A 25,228-nucleotide genomic window follows, 5' to 3' on the forward strand; every position below is an offset into this window, starting at 1 on the left:
CTAGTCTTCCTTTATTTCTAATTGCTTACCTTCTGACCACAATTTTTCAACATTATAAAAATCGCGTGCTTCTTCGGTAAAGACATTGACAACGACATCGCCTAAATCAAGCAATAGCCAGTTAGACTCGCTTGACCCTTCAATGCGGTAATCATAGTAGTCAGCCTGGTGCGCTTCATCAACAATTGCATTGGCAATTGCGTGCAGCTGGCGATTTGAGCCGGCACTAGTTGCAACATAATAATCAGCTAAAATACTAATTCCTTGCATGTCATAGGCAATTGTATCTTCACCATGACGGTCGCTGATCGCTTTTAATACAAAAGCTAAAATTTCTTTACTAGTCAAATTTTTCTCCTTAATTATCTTTAATACTCCACACGTTATAAGCCTTAAAAGTGCGGGGATAAATCTTATTTCTTTTTTCAGCTAAAAAACTGAGACTGTGTGCTAACTGGTAGCCTACACCAGCATCTAAATTGGCAAAAGTAATCTGACGCGCTTCTTCGACACCCGGAAAATCTCGTCCTGGCTCAATAAAGTCTGCCATAAAAACAATCTTATCTAAAGTTGTCATTTCGACATCACCAGTTGTATGCCGGTCAACTGCTGTCAGAATTTCACTGTCAGTAATTTGCAAATCACGTTTAATAAAGTATGTCCCAACAATTCCGTGCCAAATTGCCCGATTCCAATTTAAAAGGTCTTGGTCAAAGCCCTGCGTCTTAATCACTTCACGATATTCAGAAACAGGTACCTGTTTAGCATAATCATGAACAAAGCCGGCTAAAGCTGCCTTATCCTCATCATAATGGTTAAGACGAGCCAATTTTTGTGCTGTTTGACTAACACGTACGCAATGCTCAAATCGTGGTGCATCCATGTTAGCTTTTTCTTTAGCAATAATTTCCTGACTTGATAGCGGTGAATAAGTGTTGGCAAAAAATAAATCAGTCATAATACAGTCCCTTTCGATGAATATAATCGCGCACTAGTTCTGGAACTAAATATCTAATTGAACCACCCATTGTAATTGTTTGCCTAATTAAGCTTGAGCTGATGTCAATTGCTGGTACATCAACCCAAATCATTGGCAATTGCGGCTTTTGCTCATAACCAGGACGCCTAATGCCAACCAAAGTTGCCAATTGGGCTAACTTAAGTGGCTCTTTCCATTCACCTAAATTATTCACCTGATCGCTGCCCATAATCAAATAATAATGATTTTGTGGTGCTTTTTCATGCAAATAAGTCAGCGTATCAACCGTATAAGAAACGCCGCCGCGAAGCAATTCGAATAATTTCACCCGAAAGCGCGGATTATCCTGGGTTGCTAATTCTAGCATATTTGCCCGATCTTCTGCAGCTACAGTCGGCTTATCTTTCAAAGGCGGGATATTAGTTGGAATAAACCAAATCTCATCCAAATGCAGCTTCGTCAGAACCTGTTCGGCAACCACCAAATGGGCTAAGTGAACCGGATTAAAGGTGCCGCCCATAATCCCAATCTGCAATCCATGAGCTTGCGTAATTTCTTCTTCTTCAACTTGAATTATCGGCTTTTTTTCAATACTTTTTGCAAACGTCATTCTTCGCCTCTAAATTAACGCGCGTCTAATTCCCAATCCAATCTTATCAGGCGTGTATATTTTAACTAAACAATCAGCTGGAACTGTAATAAAACCAATTCCACCAAATAAGACGTCACTCTTATAAGTCGTATGCATTTCTTGACCCTTAAGTGCCGGCAAATTCTCACCCTCTGACGGAGGCGTTAATAAGTCGCCTACATGCTTTTGGTAAAATTCATCCGCATTCTCTGTCTTTGTCCGGTGAACATACAAGTCACGGGCAACATAAACCGTAAAGCTAGTTGGTTCACCCTTTAAGTAATCAATCCGGCCCAGACCCGCCAAAAAGAGCGTATTACCCGGCTTTAACTGGTAAGTAGCTGGCTTAAGCGGCTTTTGCGGTGAAATTGCAGCCAAATCTTGCGGATTAAGGTGGGTTGCCAATTGATTTTCTGACATAATCCCCGGTGTATCAACCAAAAAATGACCATTTTCTAGTGGAATTTCAATTCGGTCAAGCGTTGTTCCTGGGAAACGTGATGTCGTAATTAAATTTTTAATGTCGCCCATCTTGTCAATAATCGCGTTTAATAGCGTAGATTTACCAACATTAGTCATCCCAACAAAATAAACATCTTCATTGCGTGATTTTTTATCTAAATAAGCAATTAACTCAGTCAAATTTTTCTTTTTGGCAGCACTGACTAAGAAAATCTTCTTCGGAAACAAGCCAACCCGGTTTGCTTCCTGCCGCATCCAATCTTTGATTTTACTTTCGCGTGAATTAAGTGGAAACAGGTCAAACTTGTTGCCGACTAAAATCAACTCATTATCACCGACAAACCGTTTCATTGATGATAAGAGTGAATTAGTAAAGTCAAACAAGTCAACGACATTAACTATTAATGCCTTCTTTTCAGCTAGAGAGTTGAGCAACGCCAAAAAGTCATCGTTATCAACATCAACCGGCATGATTTCATTATAGTGTCTTAGCCGAAAGCAGCGTTGACAATACAGGTCATTAGCCTCATCTTCACTTTCAAGTGCCTTTTTAAGCCGCGAAGCTGGCAAGTAGCCGGCTTCTTTGGGGTCATCAGATTGCAGCTTGGCGCCACAACCGATACAAATAATATCATCCATTTTTTAATGTCTCCTTAAAAGTTACACGGTGAGAAATTGCTAAAAAGAAAAAGATGATTTTTTCAAAAAAGCGGTTAATCCGTGTGTTCCACTTGTCCGTCTTAATTAGTGGCTTAACTAGTACTGATTCAACACCAGCCAAGTTACCGGCTTGAATATCGGTGATTAGCTGGTCACCAACCATCATGACCTGCTTCTTAGTCAAACCCATTTCCTGCCGCTTCTTCGTAATTGCAAAAGGCATCGGCTTTTTGGCTTTGGCAACAAACTCAATATGATATGGGTTAAGTACCTTGCCGACTCTAGCTGCATTATTATTTGAAATGACAACTAGCGTAATACCAGCAGCAGCCAGCCTGCGATTGAGCTGATCCATTTTCTTAGCCGTCTCAAACTCATTCCATGCAATGAGCGTGTTATCTAAATCCGAGAACACTGCCTTAACATCCATTTCATGAAGTACATCAGTATCTAAATGATAGATTGTATCAATTGTGTAACGTGGCCTGAATATCATCTGGCTCCCCTTTTCTAGCATATTCTTAGTCTAATATATCAAAAAATAGCGTCAAGGTCATAAATTTTGACATAAAAAAACGGCGCCATAAGCGCCATTTTTGAATTAATTTAAAGCTTTTTTAGCAGTTTCTGCTAATTGTGCAAAAGTCTTTGAATCGTTATAAGCAATGTCAGCCAACATCTTACGGTTAATGTCAACACCAGCTACTTTCAAGCCGTGCATTAACTTAGAATATGAAATATCATTTTGTCTTGCTGCAGCATTGATTCTGGCAATCCATAACTTTCTGAATTCGCTCTTACGTCTTCTACGGTCACGGAATGCATATCTGTAAGATACAAATAATTGTGTACTTGCAGCCTTAAATTGCATATGCTTTGCGCCACGGTAACCCTTGGCAAGCTTCATAACCTTCTTACGACGTTTACGTGTTACTGTTCCACCTTTAACTCTTGGCATCTGAAATTCCTCCTAAATATCGTTGTTCTCGTCTAACTTGATAATTAACGCATTTGAGAGAGCATCTGTTTGATGCGCTTCAAGTCGCTGCGTGAAACTAATGCAGCCTTTCTCAAATGACGACGTTGCTTCTTGGTCTTACCGTGGAAACGGTGGCCAGTAAATGCGTGATGACGCTTTAATTCACCAGAAGCTGTTCTCTTGAAACGCTTTGCAGAAGCGCGGTGGGTTTTCATTTTAGGCATTTTTCAATTCCTCCAAATTAACTAGTTTTTACTTTTTGTCACTCTTAGGAGCGAGTATCAAGAACATTGAACGACCTTCCATCTTCGGCTTGCTAATCACAGTAGCAATATCCGCAGTGGCTTCAGCCATCTTCTCCAGCACTTCACGTCCTAATTCCTTGTGGGTGATTGCACGACCTCTGAACCGAATCGAAACACGAACCTTAGCGCCCTCTTTAGTGAGGAACTTTTGCGCGTGCTTTAACTTAGTGTTAAAGTCGTTACCTTCAATGGTTGGACTTAAACGGATTTCTTTAACACTGACAGTCTTGGACTTCTTACGAGACTCTTTGAGTTTCTTTTGTTGTTCAAAACGGTACTTACCATAGTCCATGATGCGAGCAACTGGTGGCTTAGCATTAGGCGAAATCAGAACTAAATCTAAATTCGCAACACTTGCTTGCCGTAATGCTTCAGTCTTAGTTACTACACCAACTTGATCACCATCTGCATTAATTAAACGAACTTCGCGTGAACGAATTTGATCGTTTAATATTAAATTCCTTGGTATAATTCTTCACCTCCGTGTTAATTTGAGGACAAGAAAAAGGACGGGTATTAAGTTACCCGCCCATAATCAACAGAAAATATCGATTAGCCCAGAGGTCAACTTAACTTAGGCGAGAAGCGGGAGCTTCTTCTTGTTCTCAACTAATAAATTATTATAGTACTGCTGCGGCATTCTTGTCAATAAGTTGACGATAACTTTTCGATATTTAAGTAAAAAATGCACCCAGCAATGATTAAAACTAATCGTCTGAATGCATTTCTATTCAAAATCAATTTAACTGTTTACCAACTAGATTGCCCACTATCGACAAAGTAAAGCAAACCACAAAATAAAGTAGCGCCAGAGCCACAAACATCGGCAATGTGAAGTTAGCATTTTGACCGTAAACAATTTGTGCTTGCTGCGTCATTTCAGGAACAACAATGATTGTTGCTAGTGACGTATCTTTAATTAATGATACTAATTGACTGACAAGCGTTGGGATCATGTGTTTATATGCCTGCGGCAAGACCACATGCCACATTGTCTGGGCAAAATTCATCCCTGTCGAACGTGCACCCTCCATTTGTCCGGTTGCTACCGATTGAATCCCCGAACGTACAATTTCTGCAATCATTCCAGATTCAAAAACTGTCATCGCAATGATTGCTGCCGGAACAACATCGGGGCGAAAGCCAAAGTTAGGTAAACCAAAATACGTAAAGAAAATAATTAATAATAACGGCAAGTTTCTGACAATATCAACAATAAAGCCAACAATTGCCGAAACGTACTTAATTTTAGCAAACCGTAAAATTCCCATTAATGAGCCAATAATAAAACTCAAAACCATCACAATTAGGGAAATATACAGTGTAACCTTTAATCCAAGTAATAAAAAGCGAATATTAATCCACGAAAAAGCATTAGTCCAAGTTTGCATCTCTCTTCCCCCTCCTAGCTTAATTTCTTTTCTAAATAATGCATGTAGTAACTTAATGGCATTGTTAAAAGTAAGTACAATATACCGACCACCAAATAACTATTGATTGTATCAAATGTCTTTGACGCAATCGCATTGGCTTGATAAAGCAAATCAAACCCAGCCACAAAGGCCAAAATAGAAGAATCCTTAATCAAATTGACAAATTGATTGCCAAGAGATGGAATAACGATTTTAAAAGCTTGCGGCAAAACCACATAACGCATTGCCTGCCAGTAAGTCATCCCAGTTGAACGGGCACCTTCTAATTGACCCGCTTCGACTGACTGGATTCCAGAGCGGATAATTTCTGCAATGAATGCTGACGTGTAGAGCGTCAAGCCAATTGTCCCTGCAGTGAAACCGTTAATCTTAAAGAAGTATAACGGAATAATCAAGTACAAGAACATTACAATGACTAGTAACGGAATATTACGAAAGACTTCAATATAGATTCGGCACAACAAATGAACTAATTTGCTCGGCAGCATTTGCAAAAGTGCAAGTACTGTTCCAATGATTGAACTAAAAACTAGGGTAATCAAGCTGCATAATAAAGTCCAACCTAGACCAACTAAAAGCTGACTACCAAAATGGGTAAAGATATTAATCATCGTTGATACATCTCCTTGTAGTTAAATCCGGGAACTTGACCAAACCATTTTTTAATCAAGTGATTGTATTCCCCACTATGCTGCAGCTGGGCAATTGCGCGATTAACAGCCCGTTCAAACGGCTTTTGCTGCTTATTAATCGCAATGCCATACGGTTCTTTAGTAAAAGTGCCGCCAGTTACAACCAAACTAGGATTTTCAACTGCCAAGCCATACAGCACCCCATTATCTGACACTAAGGCATCACCTTGGTGCGATTTCAAAGCATTTACAGCTTGACCGTAGTTTTGCATCCCAATTACTTTTGCCTTGGGAGCAAACTTTTTAACTACTTCAGAAGAATTATCACCAACAATTCCAATAACGGTTTTCCCATTCAAATCATGCACGTTTTTAATGCTTGAATGAACTGGCACGAGCAAGGACTCGCCCGCATTGAAATACGAATTAGAAAAGTCAATTACTTTTTTACGCTCAGGAGTGATCGACATTGTGGCAATCACGGCATCCACATTACCATTTTTGAGCAGCGGAATCCGAGATTGAGCAGTTGCGGTCACAAACTTAGCTTGACCACTTGGCCCTAAAATCTGCTTAGTAATTGCTTTGGCAAGGTCAATTTCAAACCCCTTATGGACATCGTCACGCACGTCAATCAGACTAAAGAGTTTCATATCTGCTTCTACGCCCCAAGTAATCGTCTTGGAGCTTTGCGCATTTTTCAAAACTGCCTGATCGGCAACTTTTTGCCGGCAGCCTGACAAAAACAACATACAAAACAAAACCGGAATTAACCAAAATTTCTTTTTCATGATGGTCACTCCTTAATGCGCAATAATTTTACTTAAAAATTGTTGTGCACGTTCAGTTTGCGGCTGCTGGAAAAAGTCTTGGCTGGCGTCATCTTCGACTATATGACCCTGATCCATAAAAATCACGCGGTTAGCTACTTCTTTAGCAAAGCCCATTTCATGCGTCACAATTAATGAAGTCATGTCACTAGCTGTCGTGACTTTTTTGATAACCTGCAGCACTTCATCAATCATTTCTGGATCAAGTGCTGATGTTGGTTCGTCAAAGAGCAGTAATTTAGGACGCATTGCCAAAGACCTTGCAATTGCAACCCGCTGCTTTTGCCCGCCGGATAACTGACGCGGCATGTTTTCAGCCTTATCAGCTAGACCAACCATCTTTAGTAAAGCTAGTGCTCGCTGCTTATTTTCAGCTTCTGGCACATGGCTTACAATTCGCGGTGCTAACATAATGTTTTCCAAAACATTTTTATTCGCATAAAGATTAAAATGCTGAAAAACCATTCCAACGTCGCGACGCAAAAGATTGGCATCAGTCTTAGGGTCTGACAAATCGCGATTATTAACGATTAATTGCCCGTCCTCAATTGATTCTAACTGGTTAATTGTCCGAATTAACGTACTTTTACCAGAGCCAGAAGGACCAATCAAGACAACGGTCTCTCCTCGATCAATTTTTAAATTAATATCGTGTAAAGCATGAAACTTACCATAAAATTTCTGCACATTGCGGAATTCGATCATCGACATAAATTTCTCCTCATTAATATTAGTAGAAAGTTTAAGTATCAAATTGAACACTCAGCTAGCTAAAATCCAGTAAAGCCAATCGTCTACACTACGTTTGTAACTCGACAGACAATACCAACAGATTTTTTAAATTTAAAAGTGCCGAAATTAATAATATGTTTTCTAATTCTTAATTATCTTTTTTATTTTTCACGTGAATATGACTTAACGTCAGCGTCAATTTCTTTAATAAATTCGTCTAAACTCTTAGCAAGTTCTTTGTCGGTACCATAAGGACGAACATTGACACTATTGTCTGCCATTTCCTTATCACCCAAAACAAGCGTGTAAGGAACTTTTTGGGTTTGAGCTTCACGAATCTTGTAACCCAATTTTTCATTTCTAAAGTCAACTTCTGCTCTGAAGCCGCGCTTGTTCAATTCGTCGCGAACCTTCTTAGCATAATCGCCATGAGCATCAAGGTTAACTGGAATAATTTCTACTTGAACTGGAGCCAGCCAAGTTGGGAATGCACCCTTGTAAATTTCAATTAAGTAAGCAATGAACCGTTCCATCGTACCAACGATTCCACGGTGAATCATAACTGGACGATGTTCCTCGCCGTCTTGACCAATGTAAGTTAAGTCAAATTGTTCTGGCAACATGAAGTCAAGTTGAATGGTCGACATGGTTTCGTCGCTGCCCAAAGCTGTCTTAGTTTGAATATCAAGCTTAGGACCGTAGAATGCTGCTTCGCCTTCTGCTTCAACATAGTCAAGGCCCATGTCATCCATAGCACCTTTAAGCATTGATTGACTTCTTTCCCACATGTCATCATTAGCAAAGTATTTTTCGGTATTCTTTGGATCACGGTATGACAAACGGAAGTAGTAGTCAGTAATGTCAAAGTCTTTGTAAACATCCATGATTAATTGTAAAGTTCTCGCAAATTCATCTTTGACTTGGTCTAAAGTAACGAAGGTGTGACCATCGTTCAAGGTCATTTCCCGAACCCGTTGCAAACCTGATAAAGCACCTGACTTTTCATATCTGTGCATCATTCCAAGTTCAGCAATCCGCACTGGTAATTCCCGGTATGAACGAATATGATGCTTGTAAATTTGAATATGTGATGGGCAGTTCATTGGTCTTAATTCAAGCATTTCACCATCACCCATGTCCATTGGTGGGAACATGTCATCACGGTAGTGTGCCCAGTGACCAGAAGTCTTATAAGCATCCAAGTTCATCAATACTGGTGTGTAAACGTGTTGGTAACCACGAGCAACTTCTTTATCAATGATGTAGCGTTCAATCACGCGGCGAATAGTGGCACCCTTTGGCATCCAGTAAGGAAGACCAGCACCAACCTTAGGGTCAACGAAGAACAAGTCAAGGTCACGGCCGATTGTCCGGTGGTCGCGTTCCTTAATTTCTTCACGACGCTTAATGTCGGCATCAAGGTCAGCCTTCTTGAAAAAGGCAGTTCCAGAAATCCGTTGCAGCATTGGGTTAGAAGATTGACCTTGCCAATAAGCACCAGCAACACTGAGCAACTTAAATTGCTTAATCTTACCAGTATTTGGCAAAAGTGCACTGAAGCCAAAGTCAACGAAGTCACCTAACTTGTATGCAGAAACTGTATCATCTTCAGCCTTTAACAATTCAAGCTTGAACTTGTCATCTTTGAAGATGTCTTCTAATTCGCTCTTGGACATTTCTACTTGTTCAATCTTGGCACCGCTCTTAACAGCCTTCTGAATTGCCTTTTCTAATTGTGGTAATTCACCAATTTTAATTTGGTTTTCTTTATCAGTGTCAACGAAAAAGCCATCACTATCTGCAGCGTGCTCACCCAACCGTAATTCTGGATAAGCCTTTTTAGCTACTGCTTCAAAAACAAAGGCAACAGTTGCACGTAAAACGTTCAAGCCGTCTTCATCTTTATCAGTAATAATTGCTACATCTGCATTATCATTTAATTCGTAATCAACTGGCTTTAATTCGCCGTTAACTTTTCCGGCCAAGGCAGCCTTACCAAGTGAAGTTGAAATGTCATGTGCCAAATCGGCAATTGAAATAGCTTTGTCATAGTCACGGTTTGACCCATCAGGCAAAGTAATTGAAAAACTCATGTTTACCTCCATAAACAAAAAAAGTCCCAGTGCAATTAAGCACTGGGACGTATATTAGCGCGGTTCCACCCAAATAGATTAGAGTATCTCTAACCCTCTCTTAAGATCGATAATGGAATCCAGCCTTTGTTAAAACCTTTATTAGTAGAATGAGTGGGGTCTTGCTCATGAAGGACTTCCAGAAAAGCGTCCTTCTCTCTGAGTTGAGCAACATCATGTTCATTCGTTGCACTTAATTATACGCAAACGACATTTAAATGCAAGAACTTTTTAATAGAAATTGCTTAAAAATAAATTAATGACGCCGATTAGGACCTGCCACTACTACCTCTTTGGCGAGTGTCCGTACACGCTCCATCAGGCGCTTTGCCTTAATCGGATCAATTGCATTCTTGGTCTCTTTGAAATGTTCTTCCAAGTCCGCCATCGCAAAATTAGATGAGAAAAAGGTCGGCAGCACATTGTCCATTCGTGCCTGCAGAATTACGCCCAACACGTCATCACGTGACCATTGGCTCAGAGTCTCGGCACCAATATCGTCTAATAGCAATACATCAGCTTGACTAACGCGGTCAATTTCTTTTTGCAGGCTGTTATCTTCAAAATGACTGGACAGACCAGCAATAAATGTAGGCACGTGTAAAAAGACCACCTGTTTGCCCATCGCCGCAACTTGATTAGCTAATCCAGCTAATAAGTAAGTCTTACCCACACCAAAGCTTCCTGATAAGTACAACCCTTTTTGGTGAGGATTTTGGGGATAAGCAGCTAAAAATTTACCAATAGCTGTCAACGCCGAAGACCGTTCCGACGTTGCATCCGCTTGACTTAAGCGCACATCGTGCAGAGTTTGCGGCAAATTAATCAGGTGCAAATGCTTTTTGGTATTGGCACGCAAATTTTGCTCAATTTTGCTTTCATCCGGCACATAACGCAAGTCAATGGCATGATGATTCAAAAATAATTCGGGCCGATAACCTGCTGTTACTGGGTCTTGTTTATGCTGAGCCGAATAATACTCATAAAGGTTAGACCAGCTCTTTTTAATCATTTCGGAAGTAATTTGGTCCTTGTGCTGGTTCAAAAATTGCTGAATACTCTCATCCGCCAAAACCTGCTGGTAAATTTGTTCCAAATTATGCTTCTTAGCAATTTCCGGATTCAAATTATTAATAATATCACCAATTGACTGCATAAACTCACCTACTTCATGCCATTTTTATCTTCTAAATCTTTAAAGAATTTTTTCAAGTCGGCAGAAGAAACATCTGTATTTTGCTCTGCTGTCTTTTTACTCCAGTCGGTACCCTTTTCAACCTTTTTAGCTTTTGTCGAATAACGAGGATAGTAACTCTTCTTCTGCTGACGCTTCTCCATATATTCCAAAGCCTGGCTGCCGGTCTTGACACCATGCTGCAGCCAATCATGCAAGATTGTATTAGCCAAACGGTAAGACACTGACGGCCCACTGTTTAAGCAGGCATAGGTCAAGATATTGAGTAATTCTGCTGGAATATCTTTTTGATTATACAAATTATCCAGCACCTTATACTCACTGGCGTCAACATAGTCATGCTTGTCAGTCTTCAAGCGGTACAAAAATTGCGCCGGCGACTTCGTCTGCGCTAGCTGCAAAATCCGCTGGTCACGCAAACTCAAACTAGAATTTTCATGAATTGGGGCTTGTTGGTCTTGTGTTTGCTGCAGATTCTTTCGTGTACCTTCAGCGTGAATATTTTCCGCAATGGTTCGCTTAATCAGTGGCATATTAAGCTCGTAGCTATCATGCAGGCAAGGCAAAGTTTCGTCGACAAATTCCTGCTCCGACAAGCCATAAGTACGCATTATTCCCCTAATCGCTGCACGATTTTTATCAATTTCACTTGCAGCAATTTGGTAAATTTCAAACTGCTCCTTCATAAACTGCCAGTCAATCGTATCTTGCTCGTTAACACTGGCCTTAGCAGCCGGCCGAGCTTGATTTTCCTGGGCTGCTAGCTGAACATCTTGCGAAGGACTAATTGCCTCCTCATCCGGCAAACGAAAAACATCCATAAATGAGGCAGAAACATCCTTAGCGCTCTGCATGCCATTAACCTGATTCTCACGCCTTTTATTTTCTCGGGCAAAAGCATGGCTCAATTCTTGAAAAGTTGTCACGCCAACTTTTTCTTTTAGCAAGCTGGCTAAAAGGGCTGTCGCAAAAAATTCACTGCTAGTTGGCACGCTAGTTAAAGAAAACAACAGCACTTGCCCCATGATTTTATTCTTAATAATACGCGTCTTAACAAGTCCCACTGCTTCTAGTTTATGCAGTGCTTGAAACAATTCTTTCAAACTGCAGTCAAGCTGTTCTTGCAGATGGTAAATGCCCTTACTGTCAGATAAAATTGCCGCCGCATCATAATCGGCCATCAAAGTTAAATAGAGAGCAATGCCACTAGCACCAACGAGCGGCTGGTACAATTTAATTAAAACTTGCAAATCCTGCGGGAAAACCGTCACTTGATTAATAATAAAAAAAGGTTGTTTGGGATTAGCGGTCTCAAACATCATTAGTCCCCTTTTCCTCACGTTTAGCAATCATGTCTTCCATGGTCTTCATAAAACTGGACATATCTTTAAATTCCCGGTAAATCGAGGCAAATCGAATGTAAGCAACATCATCAATATCAGCCAATTCGTCCATCACAATTTGACCGATTTTCTTTGATGAAATTTCGCTGATGCCTTGTTTTCTAACCTTGTTTTCAACATGGTCAACCAGCTGTTCAAATTGGGCACTCGTAATTGGACGCTTTTGCCCAGCAGCCATCACACCATGCAAAATCTTTTTGCGGCTGAACGGCTCCCTTGTACCATCATTTTTAATGACTAACAATGGGGTCGTTTCCATGCGTTCAAAGGTTGTAAACCGAAAACCACAATTTTCACATTCACGTCTGCGGCGAATTGCCCGATTTTCATCACTAGGACGAGAATCAATTACGCGTGAGGCATTTTGCCGACAATTAGGACATTCCATTCTTCTCTCCTTTTAATTTAAGTAGCAACTGGGCCAATTGGGCCTCTAATTCTTCTATTGTACCAGTATTTGTAATTACATAGTCGGCCAACTTGACTTTTTTAGCAAGTGGCATCTGACTGTTAATCCGATTTAGCGCCGCCTTACGCGTTAAGCCATCACGCGCCATCAGCCGCTTAATCTGCATTTCTTCAGGAACTGTAATTAGCAACGTCTTGTCGCAATACTTTTGCGCGCCCGATTCAAATAAGACCGGAGCATCCAGAATAACCAGCTGCTCACCAGCTTGTTTATTTTGCGTAATTTTAGTCTGAATTATTTGAAAAATCAACGGGTGGGTAATTTTATTCAAGATACTCAATTGCTTAGGATCACTGAACACCACTTCGCCAAGCTGATGACGATTAATCGTTTGGTCCGGATTTAAAAAATTGCTGCCAAATTGCTGGACAACTTGATGATAACCAGCTTCACCAACATTCAAAATATCATGAGCAATCAGGTCACTGTCAATAATCGGCAACTGCTGCTTTTTAAAAAAGTCATCTGCCGTACTTTTGCCGCTGGCAATTCCGCCGGTTAAGCCCAACACTAGTGTCATTTGTAAACCACCTGGCACTTAGGACAAAAAGTCGTCCCGCGACCATTAACTTTAATCTTTTCAAGTGAATTGCCACAGCGCGCACACGGTTCACCCTGATGACCATAGACCCGCAACATTTTTTGAAAGCCGCCGGTTTCACCATTAGCATCAAGATAAGTATGCACAGTAGTGCCGCGTTTTGCAATCGCTAAAGTAATTAGCGCGTTAATATTGTCATGCAGTTCTGCCACTTTTTCCCTAGGAATTTGACTAGCAACACTTAACGGGTGAATTTTCGTTTCCCACAAGACCTCGTCAACATAGATGTTGCCTAACCCGGCAACAATAGTTTGGTCAAGCAAAGTACTCTTGATATTTTTCTTCTTGTGGCTAAGTCCAGCTGCTAAAAATTCCACCGTAAACTCGGTAGAATTAGGTTCAAAACCAAGTTTACTAATTCCAGTGACGATCTTTTCTGTTCCCGTTGCAACCAGCTGCATGCGGCCAAACTTGCGCACGTCGTTATAGCGTAAGGCCGTATCATCAGTGAAAGCAAACTGCACGTGATCGTGTTTATCCTTAGGTTCGGCAACTGCTGTCAGCCGATATTTACCTTCCATACGTAAGTGCGACACAATCGTTAAATCGCCACTTAGACGAATTAATAAGTACTTAGCATAGCGATCAATGGTTAAAACCTTCTGACCAGTAACTTGTTTGACAAACTCGTCATGGTCGCTGGCAATAATTTTAGGATACCACAACGTTACCTTTTTAATTGTTTTTCCTTTAATCAAGGGAAGCAAAGTGCGGCGCACTGTTTCAACTTCCGGCATTTCTGGCATTAATTTTTCTCCTTATTTTGCATCGTACCAATTGTGACCCCAACCGGAATCAGCAATTAACGGAATATCAAGCTGGACTGCTGACTGCATAACCTCAGGAACGATCTTCTTAATCGTTTCTAATTCATCCTTAGGCACATCAAAAATCAGCTCATCATGAACCTGAACTACCATCTTCGTCTTGAGGTGTAATTCATCCAGCTTCTTCTGCATGTTAATCATGGCAATCTTAATAATATCAGCAGCTGACCCCTGAATTGGTGAGTTTATTGCGGTTCTTTCCGCAAATGACCGCACATTGAAATTCTTGGCATGAATATCAGGTAAGTAACGACGACGGTGCATAATTGTTTCGGCATAGCCCTTTTCACGCGCTTCTTGGACAGCCTTGTCCATATAATCGCGAATTTGCGGATATTGCTCAAAGTAATTATCAATAAATTCCTTAGCCTGTTTTCGACTGATGTTCAAATTCTTAGACAGGCCATAATCGGAAATTCCATAAACAATCCCAAAGTTAACTGCCTTTGCTCGGCGACGCATTAATGGCGTCACTTCATCTGGAGAATCTAAGTGAAAAATCTTCATCGCCGTGTGTGAGTGAATATCATAGCCTGTCTTAAAGGCTTCCTGCATGTTTTCATCACCAGAAACTTGCGCCAAAACCCGCAATTCAATTTGCGAGTAGTCACAAGAAAAAATGTAGCCATCAGGCGTGCTTGGAACGAAGGCCTTTCTGATTTGCTTGCCTTCTTCGGTTCTAGTAGGAATATTTTGCAAGTTAGGATCAACTGAAGACAACCGTCCTGTTGCCGTCAACGTCTGTAAATAACGCGTATGAACGCAACCATCCTTTTGGATAACATCAAGCAGGCCCTTAACATAAGTCGATTGAATTTTGGCAATCTGCCGGTAAGTCAAAATTTCATCAATAATTGGACTCTGGTCTTTTAACTGGTTCAAAACGTCAACTGATGTTGAATAACCGGTTTTGGTCTTTTTAATTGGCGGCAAGCCCATCTTTTCAAACAGAATATGCCCTAATTGCTTAGGAGAATTAAGGTTGAAACGTTCCCCAGCTTCTTGGTAAATCTTGTTTTCAAGGTCTTGCAATGCCACAGCAAATTCATTCTGCAGTTGAATTAAAGTGCTTGCCTGTACCTTAATGCCGTTCATTTCCATCACTGCTAAAACGCGCGCTACCGGAATTTCAATGCTAGCAAACAAGTCATCCTGTTCATGATCCTTGAGCTGCTTTAATAATTCATCCTTCAACCTAACAATCGACTGGGCTTTGCTGGCAAGGTGGCTGAATAAAATCTGGTCATCATCAGGAACGTGCTCCTTTTTGCCCTTGCCATAAACTTCAAAGTCACTCTTGACAGAGTAGTCACCATACAAATGGCAAACTTCGCCCATGTCATTGGAATTATTCTCATTATTAACCAAGTATGATGCCAGCAGCATATCATAATCAATTCCCTGAACTTGAATATCCAATCGATTAAGACCAACCATTGTTCGTTTAAGGTCAAAAACATCTTTTTGAATGTCGGCATTTTCTAAAATTTGCTTTAATTGCTCAGTCTGCAAAAGTTCAACATCGCGACTGACATAGGTTTGCTCGCCAATTTTAAGGGCAAAACCAATAAATTCTGCCAAATGATAATTTGCACCCAGCATCCCCAAATAAAAGCTGACAGTATCCCCTTCAGCAACCTTAATTTGTTCTAGCTGCTCTTTAGTAAGTTCAACATAGTCAATCTTAACTTCTGCTTCAGGAGTATTTTCATCAGAAGCAGTATCTGACGTGTCCAATTGATTTAAAAATTTACGAAAATTCATCTTTTCATAAAACTGCCGTAATTTTTCTTGGTCAACTTTTTGCCGCTTAACACCTGCTAAGTCGATTGCTACTGGACTTTCACGGTTAATGGTTGCTAACTTTTTAGCTAAAAAGGCCTTATCCTTGTCGTTAATTAAGTTTTCCTTTAGCTTGGACTTTTTCATATCATCTACATGCTCGTAAAGTCCCTCAACTGAACCATACTGCTGGATTAGGCGTGAAGCCGTCTTTGGACCAACCTTAGTTACTCCGGGATAATTATCGGAATTATCCCCCATCAGTGCCTTCATATCAATAAATTCAGTTGGCGTCACGCCATTGACTTCCTTCATGTGTTCAGGTGTATAGGCTTCTAGGTCTGAAACGCCAGACTTAGTCACCATGACCGTTGTCTTTTCTGAAGCTAATTGGGTTAAATCCTTATCTCCAGTAACGATTGTCACCGCCATATTTTGTTCTTCACCAAGACGCGCGAAAGTCCCGATAATATCATCGGCTTCATAATTCTTTAGTTCATAAGTCGCAATGCCCAAGTCATGCAGCATTTCTTGAATATACGGCAACTGCTCCAATAATTCCGGCGGTGTTTTCTGGCGGCCGCCCTTGTAATCATCGTACATGCTATTTCTAAAAGTTGTCTTGCCGGCATCAAACGCAACCAAGACATAGTCCGGCTGAACGTCTTTTAATAGAACATCCAGCATATTTTTAAAAGTATAAATGGCATTAGTGTGCAGACCTTCAGCGTTTTTGAAGTTTTCAAGCTGCCGGTAGAGTGCATAAAACGCACGAAAGGCAACGGAATTACCATCAATTAAAAGTAATTTTTGATTAGCCATAATTCTCCTCGTTATTAATTCGTCAGTTAATTCACATACCATTCTAACAGTTTTAACGGCTTCTAGCAGGTTACTGACTTACTTATAATTTAAAAAAACTAGTCGCGTTGCAACTAGTTTCTTAGTTAATTTTATTTTTGCAATAATTTTGCGAAGGCATCTTCGTATTTTGGTATATCACCGGCACCCATGAAGACAATAACACTGTCATGGTTCTGGGTTAGATCAGCAATATTAGCCAAATCAAGAACTTCCGAACCCGGAATTTGCGCAGTTAAATCTTCACTTGATATATCGCCAGCACTCTCACGAGCAGATGCATAGATCGGTGTTATATAAGCCTTATCAACATCACGCAAAATTTCTTCGAAGTCTTTAGCATATTTTTTAGTCCGAGAAAATGTATGCGGCTGAAAGACAACAACTAGCCGTTTGCCTGGAAATTTTTGGCGGGCAGCTTGAATGGTAGCCTTCATTTCGGTTGGGTGGTGAGCGTAATCATCAATTACATTAATATCACCGTAGTCAGTTTCAGTAAACCGGCGTTTGGCACCACGATAAGTCAACAAACCTTCTTGAATATCTTCTAGCGGAATTTTTTCAGTATAAGCAACCGCCACAACTGCCGTCGTGTTCAAAATATTATGGTCACCAAACAAGTGAACTGTGAAGCGGCCAATGTTTTTACCATGAGCTAAAACATCAAAAGTTGAACCAGTCGTTGTCCGGTCAATATTAACTGCTTGGAAGTCATCAGTGTCTTCAAAACCATAAGTATACTTAGGAATACTGGTCTTTAAAGCTTGCAAACGATTGTTGCCGCCCCAAACAAACAACCCCTTCTTAGTTTGATCAGCAGCTGTTTGGAAGGCTGAAGTATAATCGTCCTGATCTTTAAAGTAATCAGGGTGATCGAAGTCAATGTTAGTCATAATTTGATAATCTGGATGATAAGCCAAGAAGTGACGGCGGTACTCATCAGCTTCATAAACAAAGAAGCGCGAATCTTGGACGCCCTTACCTTCACCATCACCAATTAAATAAGAAGTTGGTGCAGCTTCACCGAGTACATGAGCTAATAGGCCTGTTGTCGAGGTCTTGCCATGAGTTCCAGAAACACCAATGCTGGTATGCATTGCTACGACTTCTTCAACCGTGTCAGGATAACTCTGCCAAGTAATACCCTGATCTTCACATGCCTTGACTTCAACATTATCGTCTTTAAAAGCATTACCCTTAACAATTATTTGTCCGCTAGGCTTAATATTAGTAGCCGCAAAGTCAGCAACTTCAATTCCAGCTTTTTCTAGCGGTACTTGCGTAAAAGTGTATTTAGCAATGTCACTGCCGGCAACCTTATAGCCTAAGTCGTGCAACAACAAGGCCAAAGAAGCCATCCCTGTACCCTTAATTCCAATAAACCAAATTTGTTTGTTCTTATCTAACATTTCATTTGCTCCAAATTTTATTCAATAATCGTTTATTATTTTACCATTATTACAGGCAAAAGAGCAGAGGCTAATTGGAAGCTAAAGAAATTTTTTACAAAGAAAAAAGACCTTCCTAAAAAGGTCTTTTGCAGATTATAACTTAATCTTGCCACTAGCTAGCAATTCATCACAGACTTCTGGATCAAAAGCAGCGCCAATTGTAAAGTCATCAGGTACAACCATAATACCGCGCTTTTGCTCTGCATGTTCTAAGCCTAATTCGCGAGCTGAACAAATCATGCCGTATGAGTCAACTCCACGCAAATCGCCAGGCCAAATTTGTTGACCATTAGGCATCAACGTACCAGGCAAAGCAACAACTACCTTTTGACCTTGAGCAATATTAGGTGCACCACAAACGATTTGGTGTTCCTCGCCATCGCCGACTTCAATCGTGGTAACATGCAAGTGGTCGGAATCTGGGTGCTTGTCACAAGTCTTAACTAAGCCATAAACAAGAGTTGGCTTGCCATAAGCTAATTTTGTATCAAAGCCAGCTTCAGTCAGCTTTTGGTTCAAAGCTGTCAGCTCAGCATCTGTCAACTTAACTTGACCATCTGGCAATTTAGCATAGTCAATTACCTTGTCAACGTTAAAGAAGTTGTAACCAGTAACGTTACCTTGCTCATCAATAACTTGAGTAATGTCGCCCTTTTCCACGTATTCGCTCTTACCGTGATCTTGACCCAAAATCACGATTAATGTATTAGGATAACTGCGTTTATTAATACTAGTAATCATTAAATAATCTCCTTAATTAGTCAAGTGACCGCAAAAAGTCCTCAACTTCATCTTTGGTCTTACGATCCTTATTTACTAGTCTACCAATTTCTGCGCCATCTTGGTAGACAACAAATGATGGAATTCCCATAATATTTAATTCTTTAGCTAAATCAATTGAGCCATCACGATCAATTTGATAAAACTTGCTATCGGCAAAATCTTGCTCAATTGCCGGCATAAATGGATCTAAAAAGCGGCAGTCTGGGCACCAATCAGCAGAAAATTCCAAGACAGTACGACCATTTTTAGTAATTTCAGTTAATTTTGTTTGCGTTAATTCTTTAATTTGTTCCATCAGTAAAACCCCTTTTATTGTTAACCGATACCTAATTATTTTACTCCAAAATCAGCATGAAGAGCATAAATTGGATTACCTTTAGCCGCAAATTTGTGTTCGTATTCAGTTTCCACATTTTGCGCCACAATCTCTTCTGCTTCATGGTGCAAGTCAACAGACACAAAGTCAAAGTGCATCCCGTAATTATTCATACTCTTGAGTGAATACGCAAATAGCCCCGCATTATCCGTCTTAAACTCAATCTGTCCGGCATTAATCAAGACCTTTTCGTACTTGTTTAAAAATGACTGGTATGTCAGCCGACGTTTTTCATGCCGGGTTTTTGGCCACGGATCACTAAAGTTAAGATAAATTACATCAGTTGAATTTGGTGCAAAAAAGGCATCAATTGCGGCTGCATCTGCACATAAAATCTGCAAGTTATCGAGCTTTTTATCAAGCTTCGTCCGCAAAATAATGCCGGCAGCCGTAATTTGTAATTCAACTGCCACAAAATTTTTCTCTGGGTGCATTTCAGCCAGAGTAGTAATGAAGTGACCCTTACCTGAACCTACTTCAATTTCAAGTGGCTGCTCAGGCTTAGGAAAGCGGGCGGCCCAGTCAATCTTCACATCTGGATCTGGTCTGTCAAGAACACTCTCCGGATGGTTCTTCACTAACTCAACCGCCCACGGCTTATTTCGTAATCTCATTTATTAAATCTTCCTTTTCTTAATCTTGTATGGTAAATACAGCTGCACAACCAAAATGCTAAAGCAAATTAGTAATCCGATTGCCTCCCACAGCTGCAAGTTAAGCGGCAACAATAACAACCACGACACGCTTATAATCAGCCATTGTAATAACATCGGCACTGACAAAGCAACAATTAGGTCGCGGCCACGATCTTTGCGCGTAATCGGCGCTACCCGATACATAATATTATCATCAAATTCGTCGGCCATGGGTAATAATTGATAGGCTGTTAGAAAAATCACTAAGCAAGACAATCCAAGTGCCCATGCCCAATTTTGAACCAACCACGAAATCAGTACCGCAAATGCCGTCATTCTAACTAATAAATTTAAATTCTCAGGATTTCGAAGCAATGAGCGCCGATACAAAAAGCGGTTGGGATTTTCTTTAGCTAGCGACCTTGGCAACAAAAAGTCCAGGTACTTACGCCGCTTGATCGTTACCTGCTTTTCTTTAACGTCGGTAAACATGCTAAAAGCTGTATAGACCCGATTCTTACGTTTTTCTTCTTGAGCTACCGCATAACGCCAATCAAATAATGTTTTGCGTTTAAGTATAAAGTGCATCGCAATAATGCCAACTACCAATAAAACTAGCAATACCCAGATTAATACTGGCTGCAATATTGCCAAACTCAGTACAACCAATAATACTAAATTAACTAAGACAAGCGAAAATTTTCTGCCAAAATAAAGATTCTGCTGAGTAATTTTTAATTGTAAAAACTTAGCCAGCCAAATGGTAACTGCAAACAGCAAATAATTTGCTGGTGCTAGTCCTGCCTTAAGTGTCGCAAAAGGAAACAAAATTCCTGCCAATAAGGCAATTAATAATGTTGGCAGCACCATACTGTACTTAATTAAGGGCGTTAGGTACTGGCCCATCTGCTCATCTTGCGGCAATAAAAATTGTAAATCTGCCTCTTGCAGGAGCGTAACTAGGTTACCCGTTAATAACGGCAGCCATAATAAGACAGCGACTAACGGACGGTAAAACCAGCGCCCCTGCGGCATCGTCTTCATGCTTTGAGCATACCAATACATCAAGGCACCAAAAAGAAAAATTAACGCCAAGATAAAGAAGTCGTTGAACACCAGCATTAAATATTTGAGAGATTGCCGCAAATTATCCTGAAGTCTATTTTGAGCCAATTTACGCATGTTGCTGCTCCTGATTCAAAACCTGATAAAGTTTATCAAATGCATCACTTGACTTCAAACCATAATGAGCCCGAATCTCATCAAGACTGCCAATTACCTCAATCGTGCCATTATTCAAAACTGCATAATTAGAAATTGCCTGTTCGGCATCTGCTAACACGTGGGTCGTCATTAAGACCATCTTATCATTCGCAATTGCCTGTTTGATTAAGTCTATCAGATTGGCAACAGCTAACGGATCAAGACCCGTAAATGGCTCGTCAATCACTAGTAAGCTAGTATCAGCCAAAAAGGCCGTCACAATCATTACCTTTTGTTTCATTCCCTTAGAAAAGTGAACGGGTAGCCAGTCCAACTTATCATCCAAACGAAACAGCTTTAACAATTCCTTTGCCCGTGACCAAGCTGTTTGCTCATCAAGCTTATAAGCCAGCATTGTCAATTCCAGATGTTCTGCCAAGGTCAATTCCGGATACAAAACTGGCGTTTCTGGAATATAAGCAACCTGCTGCTTAAACTTAGTCGGCTGCTTAGTTAATTCCACATCGTTAAGGATAATTGTCCCCTTCTGCGGTCTTAACAACCCCAGCAAATGCTTGATTGTCGTTGATTTTCCCGCACCGTTAAGCCCGATTAAGCCTAATGCCTCACCCGGTTTAATTTCTAAGTTAATATCTTTAATTACTGGTACTCCTGTGTAGCCACCAGTTAAGTGTTCAATCTTAAGAACCATATTTCCTGTCTTTCTTTTAATGAATTTACTCATTTTATATGATAGCATGATATTAAAAGAAACTAAATTTTGAAATAAAAGAGGTAAAAAAATGAATCAATTAGACGAAGATTGTTTATTTTGTAAAATTATTCGTGGGGACGTGCCCAGCTACACTGTCTTTGAAAATGATGACGTTAAAGCTTTTCTAGATCTTTCGCAAGTCAACCCTGGCCACACCTTGATGGTTCCCAAAAAGCATATTACCAACCTATTTGACTACACAACAGAAGATGCCAGACGCTTTTTGCAATATATCCCAGAAATTGCTAACGCTATTAAAAAGTTTGATCCAAAAATCACTGGCATGAACATTAACACTAATAACGGTGCTAGTGCCAACCAAGTTGTCATGCACTCACACATTCACTTTGTTCCTCGGTTTGAAAGTGACGGTCTTAAACTTGCTACCCGCAATAATGCCGACAAGTATAGTGAAGCAGATTACCAAAAGATTGCTGATGAGATTAAGGCTCAATTCTAAGGAGTGAATTATGAAACATTTTAGTTTAGGTGCTGCTGCAGGTGCCGTGATTGGTATTGTCTTATCATTATTAACGGACAAAGAAGGCAGCCGTTTTGGTGCGCCAATTAAACGTGAAGTCGACGAGACTAAAGAAGATACAAGTAACTTTTTAACAGCTATTGCCAATTTGAAAGATGCTAAGCAAGAATTAGCTGATGCTATTCCCCAGGCAGAAAAGTCAATTATTGCCTTGCAAAAAGATATTGAATATTACCAAATGAAGTTGGACCGCTTAATCAAGGATTTGAAAGCACAAAATAACAATTTAACTAGTGATTTAGCTGCTAAAACTAAAAAATAGTAAAGAAAGTTTGAATTTTCTGTGAAAATACGAAAATAGAAAACGTTGCTAGTTAATTTATGTTATATTAGTTGTCGATGACTTAATTTTATTAAGGATGTGGAGAAGTTATTTTATGAAAAAATATTTGAAAAAGGCAGCTGCAGTAATCGCTGTAGCTGGAATCGCATTATCAACTGCTGCTTGTTCTAACGGCGGCAAAACCGTTGCTTCATACAAGGGTGGTAAAATTACTCAAAATGATTACTACAACGAAATGAAGAAGTCGCAAGCTGGTCAATCAGCTTTGGCTAACATGATTATTAACCATGTTTTGGACCAACAATACGGCAGCAAGGTTTCTAAGGATCAAGTTAACAAACAATTTAACAATTATAAGAAACAATACGGTTCTCAATTCAGCGCCGTTTTGCAACAACAAGGCATGACTGAATCAAGCTTTAAGGATAACTTGAAGACTACTCTGCTTTCCGAAGCAGCTTTGAAAGACATCAAGAAAGTTTCTAAGAGTCAAGAAGACAAGGCTTGGAAGTCATACCAACCTAAAGTTACTGTTCAACATATCTTGGTTACTAAGAAGTCAACAGCCGAAGACATTATCAGCCAATTAAAGGATGGTAAGAGCTTCAAGACTTTAGCTAAGAAGTACTCAACAGATACTGCTACTAAGTCAAATGCTGGTAAGTTACCTACATTCGATTCAACTGATACTAGTCTAGATGCTGGCTTCAAGAAGGCTGCATTCCAATTAAAGACTGGTGAAATCACCAAGACTCCAGTTAAGTCTCAATATGGTTACCATATTATCAAGATGATTAACCACCCAGCTAAGGGTTCATTTGCTTCACACAAGAAGGAAATTGATGACCAAATTTACCAATCAATGTCACAAGACCAAGAAACAATGCGCGATGTCATCGCAACAGTCTTAAAGAAGGCTGATGTTTCAATCAAGGATGATGACTTGAAGAATGTTTTGGCATCTTACGTTTCTAAGAGTGATTCAAGCAAATAATCTTGAATTATAAAAGTAAAATATTAAATAAAACCCCGAGATTAGTTATCCTAGTTTCGGGGTTTTACTATGGCTAAATTGAGTGAAATAGTAATATATATCCCCTCTTGCATTAATGATTAGCTTCCAGTTATAATTGACAGTGAACATGAATTGAAGCTAGATTGCGGTGACTAATTTCTAAACTGAGGAAGTGGTGCTTATGGTGTAACAACTGTAACTCCTAGAATTTTGCAGAAAGGATTAGTCAGGTATCCACCTTGGATATTGTTATTGCTTTTGGTTTATCATTTGCGGAAATTATCTTGGTATTGACAATAGTAGTTAAGCAGTTAGATTTGCTAATTACCGAAATTACCAATTTAGTTAATGCTTTTAATGAACTGAAAGCTGCCTTCAAAAAATTTAAGGCAAAAAAATAACCGCTCTAGTTTGACGACTAACGGTTATTAATCAATAATTGTCAAGTCACCGCTTTATGCGGAAACTCATGTCGAGAAGTCCTATTCCAGTAGGACTTCTTTTTTATTTACATTGTCATTCTAGCATTTTTACAAATATAGAGCAATTACAACGCAAAATAAACTTCCGTGATATGATTAAGGGGGCTACTGTCTTTGTCTACTTGGATAAATGAATTTTTGGCATTGCACTTTGTAGAAACACATCACCATGATTTTAGTAAAGCATTATTTTCCTTTTTATTCTTGCACTAGTGATTAGCATCAAGTTATAATTAATAAGCATGAGCAAAAGCTAGATTGCGGTGACTAATTTCTAAACTGAGGAAGTGGTGTTTATGGTGTAACAACTGTGACGCTTAGAATTCTACAGAAAGGATTAGTCAGGTATCCACCTTGGATATTGTTATTGCTTTTGGTTTATCATTCGCCGCAACTATTTGGGTGCTGACAGAAATTATCAGTAGTTTAATTAAATTAACTGATAATGCCACCAAATTAGTTAGCGCACTTAATGAACTAAGAGCTGCTTTAAAGAATTTTAAAGTTAAAAAATAACCGCTCTAGTTTTATCGGACTAGCGGTTATCATTAACTTATAGTTAAGTCACCGCTTTTATGCGGAAACTCATGTTGAGAAGTCCTATTTCCAGTAGGGCTTCTTTTTTATTTACATTGTCATTCTAGCATTTTTACAAATATAGAGCAATTACAACGCAAAATAAACTTCCGTGATATGATTAAGGGGGCTACTGTCTTTGTCTACTTGAATAAATAAAAAAGGCAGTAAATATGGTTGCTTTCGTGCCTCCAA

Annotated in this window: 30 protein-coding genes and 1 other annotated feature; of the genes, 5 read left to right on the forward strand and 25 right to left on the reverse strand. The window is 39.8% G+C overall.

The genetic code is table 11. The annotated features are described in order from the left end of the window. The 25 genes from rsfS to OZX58_RS05585 form a co-directional block, all read right to left on the reverse strand. Complete coding sequence (gene rsfS, locus OZX58_RS05465) at nucleotides 1-348, reverse strand: ribosome silencing factor (protein WP_277140582.1); 348 nt, start codon at nucleotides 346-348, stop codon at nucleotides 1-3. A 10-nt stretch (nucleotides 349-358) separates the two neighbouring features. Then, entirely contained in the window at nucleotides 359-958 is a 600-nt protein-coding gene (yqeK, locus tag OZX58_RS05470) for a bis(5'-nucleosyl)-tetraphosphatase (symmetrical) YqeK (RefSeq protein WP_277140583.1), read from the reverse strand. Continuing rightward, the gene (locus OZX58_RS05475; RefSeq protein WP_277140584.1) at nucleotides 951-1,589 is read right to left on the reverse strand and encodes a nicotinate-nucleotide adenylyltransferase; all 639 of its coding nucleotides are present in this window, start codon (nucleotides 1,587-1,589) and stop codon (nucleotides 951-953) included. The genes yqeK and OZX58_RS05475 overlap by 8 nt, the downstream gene beginning before the upstream one ends. A 9-nt stretch (nucleotides 1,590-1,598) precedes the next feature. Then, nucleotides 1,599-2,711, reverse strand: coding sequence for a ribosome biogenesis GTPase YqeH (gene yqeH, locus OZX58_RS05480; protein ID WP_277140585.1), 1,113 nt, complete (start codon nucleotides 2,709-2,711; stop codon nucleotides 1,599-1,601). Further along, the gene (locus OZX58_RS05485; RefSeq protein ID WP_277140586.1) at nucleotides 2,704-3,228 is read right to left on the reverse strand and encodes a YqeG family HAD IIIA-type phosphatase; all 525 of its coding nucleotides are present in this window, start codon (nucleotides 3,226-3,228) and stop codon (nucleotides 2,704-2,706) included. Before OZX58_RS05485 ends, yqeH begins: the two co-directional genes overlap by 8 nt. A gap of 105 nt (nucleotides 3,229-3,333) precedes the next feature. Next, entirely contained in the window at nucleotides 3,334-3,690 is a 357-nt protein-coding gene (gene rplT, locus OZX58_RS05490) for a 50S ribosomal protein L20 (protein ID WP_277131488.1), read from the reverse strand. A gap of 44 nt (nucleotides 3,691-3,734) precedes the next feature. Next, entirely contained in the window at nucleotides 3,735-3,935 is a 201-nt protein-coding gene (gene rpmI / locus OZX58_RS05495; protein WP_122018520.1) for a 50S ribosomal protein L35, read from the reverse strand. A 28-nt stretch (nucleotides 3,936-3,963) separates the two neighbouring features. Beyond that, nucleotides 3,964-4,488 (reverse strand): translation initiation factor IF-3, encoded by a 525-nt coding sequence (infC, locus tag OZX58_RS05500; RefSeq protein ID WP_277131516.1) that lies wholly within the window; start codon nucleotides 4,486-4,488, stop codon nucleotides 3,964-3,966. Between the two features lie 23 nt (nucleotides 4,489-4,511). Continuing rightward, nucleotides 4,512-4,623 (reverse strand) — a sequence feature (ribosomal protein L20 leader region). Between the two features lie 130 nt (nucleotides 4,624-4,753). Continuing rightward, on the reverse strand, nucleotides 4,754-5,407 hold the full coding sequence (locus tag OZX58_RS05505; RefSeq protein ID WP_277140587.1) for an amino acid ABC transporter permease: 654 nt from the start codon (nucleotides 5,405-5,407) through the stop codon (nucleotides 4,754-4,756). A gap of 14 nt (nucleotides 5,408-5,421) precedes the next feature. After that, nucleotides 5,422-6,060 carry an amino acid ABC transporter permease gene (locus OZX58_RS05510; RefSeq protein WP_277140588.1) on the reverse strand — a complete coding sequence of 213 codons (639 nt, stop codon included), beginning with the start codon at nucleotides 6,058-6,060 and terminating at the stop codon, nucleotides 5,422-5,424. Beyond that, the gene (locus OZX58_RS05515; protein WP_277140589.1) at nucleotides 6,057-6,872 is read right to left on the reverse strand and encodes a transporter substrate-binding domain-containing protein; all 816 of its coding nucleotides are present in this window, start codon (nucleotides 6,870-6,872) and stop codon (nucleotides 6,057-6,059) included. The genes OZX58_RS05510 and OZX58_RS05515 overlap by 4 nt, the downstream gene beginning before the upstream one ends. Nucleotides 6,873-6,884: 12 nt before the next feature. Then, nucleotides 6,885-7,622 (reverse strand): amino acid ABC transporter ATP-binding protein, encoded by a 738-nt coding sequence (locus tag OZX58_RS05520; protein ID WP_277131478.1) that lies wholly within the window; start codon nucleotides 7,620-7,622, stop codon nucleotides 6,885-6,887. Between the two features lie 182 nt (nucleotides 7,623-7,804). Next, complete coding sequence (gene thrS, locus OZX58_RS05525; RefSeq protein ID WP_277140590.1) at nucleotides 7,805-9,736, reverse strand: threonine--tRNA ligase; 1,932 nt, start codon at nucleotides 9,734-9,736, stop codon at nucleotides 7,805-7,807. A gap of 295 nt (nucleotides 9,737-10,031) precedes the next feature. Beyond that, nucleotides 10,032-10,931: a primosomal protein DnaI gene (gene dnaI, locus OZX58_RS05530; RefSeq protein ID WP_277140591.1), complete on the reverse strand. Its 900-nt coding sequence runs from the start codon at nucleotides 10,929-10,931 to the stop codon at nucleotides 10,032-10,034. 8 nt (nucleotides 10,932-10,939) lie between these two features. Continuing rightward, nucleotides 10,940-12,289 carry a DnaD domain protein gene (locus tag OZX58_RS05535; RefSeq protein WP_277141759.1) on the reverse strand — a complete coding sequence of 450 codons (1,350 nt, stop codon included), beginning with the start codon at nucleotides 12,287-12,289 and terminating at the stop codon, nucleotides 10,940-10,942. Continuing rightward, on the reverse strand, nucleotides 12,282-12,761 hold the full coding sequence (gene nrdR, locus OZX58_RS05540; protein WP_277131473.1) for a transcriptional regulator NrdR: 480 nt from the start codon (nucleotides 12,759-12,761) through the stop codon (nucleotides 12,282-12,284). The genes OZX58_RS05535 and nrdR overlap by 8 nt, the downstream gene beginning before the upstream one ends. Next, on the reverse strand, nucleotides 12,748-13,362 hold the full coding sequence (coaE, locus tag OZX58_RS05545; RefSeq protein WP_277140592.1) for a dephospho-CoA kinase: 615 nt from the start codon (nucleotides 13,360-13,362) through the stop codon (nucleotides 12,748-12,750). Before coaE ends, nrdR begins: the two co-directional genes overlap by 14 nt. Further along, on the reverse strand, nucleotides 13,359-14,189 hold the full coding sequence (mutM, locus tag OZX58_RS05550; protein WP_277140593.1) for a bifunctional DNA-formamidopyrimidine glycosylase/DNA-(apurinic or apyrimidinic site) lyase: 831 nt from the start codon (nucleotides 14,187-14,189) through the stop codon (nucleotides 13,359-13,361). The genes coaE and mutM overlap by 4 nt, the downstream gene beginning before the upstream one ends. A 12-nt stretch (nucleotides 14,190-14,201) precedes the next feature. Then, entirely contained in the window at nucleotides 14,202-16,874 is a 2,673-nt protein-coding gene (gene polA, locus OZX58_RS05555; RefSeq protein ID WP_277140594.1) for a DNA polymerase I, read from the reverse strand. 131 nt (nucleotides 16,875-17,005) lie between these two features. Further along, entirely contained in the window at nucleotides 17,006-18,322 is a 1,317-nt protein-coding gene (gene murC, locus OZX58_RS05560) for a UDP-N-acetylmuramate--L-alanine ligase (protein WP_277140595.1), read from the reverse strand. Between the two features lie 135 nt (nucleotides 18,323-18,457). Next, complete coding sequence (gene ytpR, locus OZX58_RS05565; protein ID WP_277140596.1) at nucleotides 18,458-19,105, reverse strand: YtpR family tRNA-binding protein; 648 nt, start codon at nucleotides 19,103-19,105, stop codon at nucleotides 18,458-18,460. Nucleotides 19,106-19,121: 16 nt separating this feature from the next. After that, nucleotides 19,122-19,442, reverse strand: coding sequence for a thioredoxin family protein (locus OZX58_RS05570; protein ID WP_277131460.1), 321 nt, complete (start codon nucleotides 19,440-19,442; stop codon nucleotides 19,122-19,124). A 35-nt stretch (nucleotides 19,443-19,477) separates the two neighbouring features. Beyond that, entirely contained in the window at nucleotides 19,478-20,137 is a 660-nt protein-coding gene (trmB, locus tag OZX58_RS05575) for a tRNA (guanosine(46)-N7)-methyltransferase TrmB (RefSeq protein ID WP_277140597.1), read from the reverse strand. 3 nt (nucleotides 20,138-20,140) lie between these two features. After that, nucleotides 20,141-21,340, reverse strand: coding sequence for an ABC transporter permease (locus OZX58_RS05580; RefSeq protein WP_277140598.1), 1,200 nt, complete (start codon nucleotides 21,338-21,340; stop codon nucleotides 20,141-20,143). Next, nucleotides 21,333-22,073, reverse strand: coding sequence for an ABC transporter ATP-binding protein (locus OZX58_RS05585; RefSeq protein WP_277140599.1), 741 nt, complete (start codon nucleotides 22,071-22,073; stop codon nucleotides 21,333-21,335). Before OZX58_RS05585 ends, OZX58_RS05580 begins: the two co-directional genes overlap by 8 nt. A 91-nt stretch (nucleotides 22,074-22,164) precedes the next feature. On the opposite strand from OZX58_RS05585, the gene OZX58_RS05590 reads away from it, so the two are divergent. The 5 genes from OZX58_RS05590 (at nucleotide 22,165) to OZX58_RS05610 (ending at nucleotide 24,973) form a co-directional block, all read left to right on the forward strand. Continuing rightward, entirely contained in the window at nucleotides 22,165-22,596 is a 432-nt protein-coding gene (locus tag OZX58_RS05590; protein ID WP_277140600.1) for an HIT family protein, read from the forward strand. Between the two features lie 10 nt (nucleotides 22,597-22,606). After that, the gene (locus tag OZX58_RS05595) at nucleotides 22,607-22,939 is read left to right on the forward strand and encodes a hypothetical protein (protein WP_277140601.1); all 333 of its coding nucleotides are present in this window, start codon (nucleotides 22,607-22,609) and stop codon (nucleotides 22,937-22,939) included. 115 nt (nucleotides 22,940-23,054) lie between these two features. After that, on the forward strand, nucleotides 23,055-23,954 hold the full coding sequence (locus OZX58_RS05600) for a peptidylprolyl isomerase PrsA (RefSeq protein ID WP_277140602.1): 900 nt from the start codon (nucleotides 23,055-23,057) through the stop codon (nucleotides 23,952-23,954). Between the two features lie 260 nt (nucleotides 23,955-24,214). Beyond that, nucleotides 24,215-24,376 (forward strand): hypothetical protein, encoded by a 162-nt coding sequence (locus OZX58_RS05605; protein ID WP_277140603.1) that lies wholly within the window; start codon nucleotides 24,215-24,217, stop codon nucleotides 24,374-24,376. Nucleotides 24,377-24,811: 435 nt separating this feature from the next. Next, complete coding sequence (locus OZX58_RS05610; protein WP_277140604.1) at nucleotides 24,812-24,973, forward strand: hypothetical protein; 162 nt, start codon at nucleotides 24,812-24,814, stop codon at nucleotides 24,971-24,973. The last annotated feature ends 255 nt before the right edge of the window (nucleotides 24,974-25,228 follow it).

Source organism: Lactobacillus sp. ESL0680, assembly GCF_029392855.1.
In the GTDB taxonomy this organism is placed as follows: Bacteria; Bacillota; Bacilli; order Lactobacillales; family Lactobacillaceae; genus Lactobacillus.

Coding starts and splice junctions, on each gene's coding strand:
- yqeK (WP_277140583.1), bottom strand. CDS start 958: ATGACTGATTTATTTTTTGCCAACACTTATTCACCGCTATCAAGTCAG.
- OZX58_RS05475 (WP_277140584.1), bottom strand. CDS start 1,589: ATGACGTTTGCAAAAAGTATTGAAAAAAAGCCGATAATTCAAGTTGAA.
- yqeH (WP_277140585.1), bottom strand. CDS start 2,711: ATGGATGATATTATTTGTATCGGTTGTGGCGCCAAGCTGCAATCTGAT.
- OZX58_RS05485 (WP_277140586.1), bottom strand. CDS start 3,228: ATGATATTCAGGCCACGTTACACAATTGATACAATCTATCATTTAGAT.
- rplT (WP_277131488.1), bottom strand. CDS start 3,690: ATGCCAAGAGTTAAAGGTGGAACAGTAACACGTAAACGTCGTAAGAAG.
- rpmI (WP_122018520.1), bottom strand. CDS start 3,935: ATGCCTAAAATGAAAACCCACCGCGCTTCTGCAAAGCGTTTCAAGAGA.
- OZX58_RS05505 (WP_277140587.1), bottom strand. CDS start 5,407: ATGCAAACTTGGACTAATGCTTTTTCGTGGATTAATATTCGCTTTTTA.
- OZX58_RS05510 (WP_277140588.1), bottom strand. CDS start 6,060: ATGATTAATATCTTTACCCATTTTGGTAGTCAGCTTTTAGTTGGTCTA.
- OZX58_RS05515 (WP_277140589.1), bottom strand. CDS start 6,872: ATGAAAAAGAAATTTTGGTTAATTCCGGTTTTGTTTTGTATGTTGTTT.
- OZX58_RS05520 (WP_277131478.1), bottom strand. CDS start 7,622: ATGTCGATGATCGAATTCCGCAATGTGCAGAAATTTTATGGTAAGTTT.
- thrS (WP_277140590.1), bottom strand. CDS start 9,736: ATGAGTTTTTCAATTACTTTGCCTGATGGGTCAAACCGTGACTATGAC.
- dnaI (WP_277140591.1), bottom strand. CDS start 10,931: ATGCAGTCAATTGGTGATATTATTAATAATTTGAATCCGGAAATTGCT.
- OZX58_RS05535 (WP_277141759.1), bottom strand. CDS start 12,289: ATGTTTGAGACCGCTAATCCCAAACAACCTTTTTTTATTATTAATCAA.
- nrdR (WP_277131473.1), bottom strand. CDS start 12,761: ATGGAATGTCCTAATTGTCGGCAAAATGCCTCACGCGTAATTGATTCT.
- coaE (WP_277140592.1), bottom strand. CDS start 13,362: ATGACACTAGTGTTGGGCTTAACCGGCGGAATTGCCAGCGGCAAAAGT.
- mutM (WP_277140593.1), bottom strand. CDS start 14,189: ATGCCAGAAATGCCGGAAGTTGAAACAGTGCGCCGCACTTTGCTTCCC.
- polA (WP_277140594.1), bottom strand. CDS start 16,874: ATGGCTAATCAAAAATTACTTTTAATTGATGGTAATTCCGTTGCCTTT.
- murC (WP_277140595.1), bottom strand. CDS start 18,322: ATGTTAGATAAGAACAAACAAATTTGGTTTATTGGAATTAAGGGTACA.
- ytpR (WP_277140596.1), bottom strand. CDS start 19,105: ATGATTACTAGTATTAATAAACGCAGTTATCCTAATACATTAATCGTG.
- OZX58_RS05570 (WP_277131460.1), bottom strand. CDS start 19,442: ATGGAACAAATTAAAGAATTAACGCAAACAAAATTAACTGAAATTACT.
- trmB (WP_277140597.1), bottom strand. CDS start 20,137: ATGAGATTACGAAATAAGCCGTGGGCGGTTGAGTTAGTGAAGAACCAT.
- OZX58_RS05580 (WP_277140598.1), bottom strand. CDS start 21,340: ATGCGTAAATTGGCTCAAAATAGACTTCAGGATAATTTGCGGCAATCT.
- OZX58_RS05585 (WP_277140599.1), bottom strand. CDS start 22,073: ATGGTTCTTAAGATTGAACACTTAACTGGTGGCTACACAGGAGTACCA.
- OZX58_RS05590 (WP_277140600.1), top strand. CDS start 22,165: ATGAATCAATTAGACGAAGATTGTTTATTTTGTAAAATTATTCGTGGG.
- OZX58_RS05595 (WP_277140601.1), top strand. CDS start 22,607: ATGAAACATTTTAGTTTAGGTGCTGCTGCAGGTGCCGTGATTGGTATT.
- OZX58_RS05600 (WP_277140602.1), top strand. CDS start 23,055: ATGAAAAAATATTTGAAAAAGGCAGCTGCAGTAATCGCTGTAGCTGGA.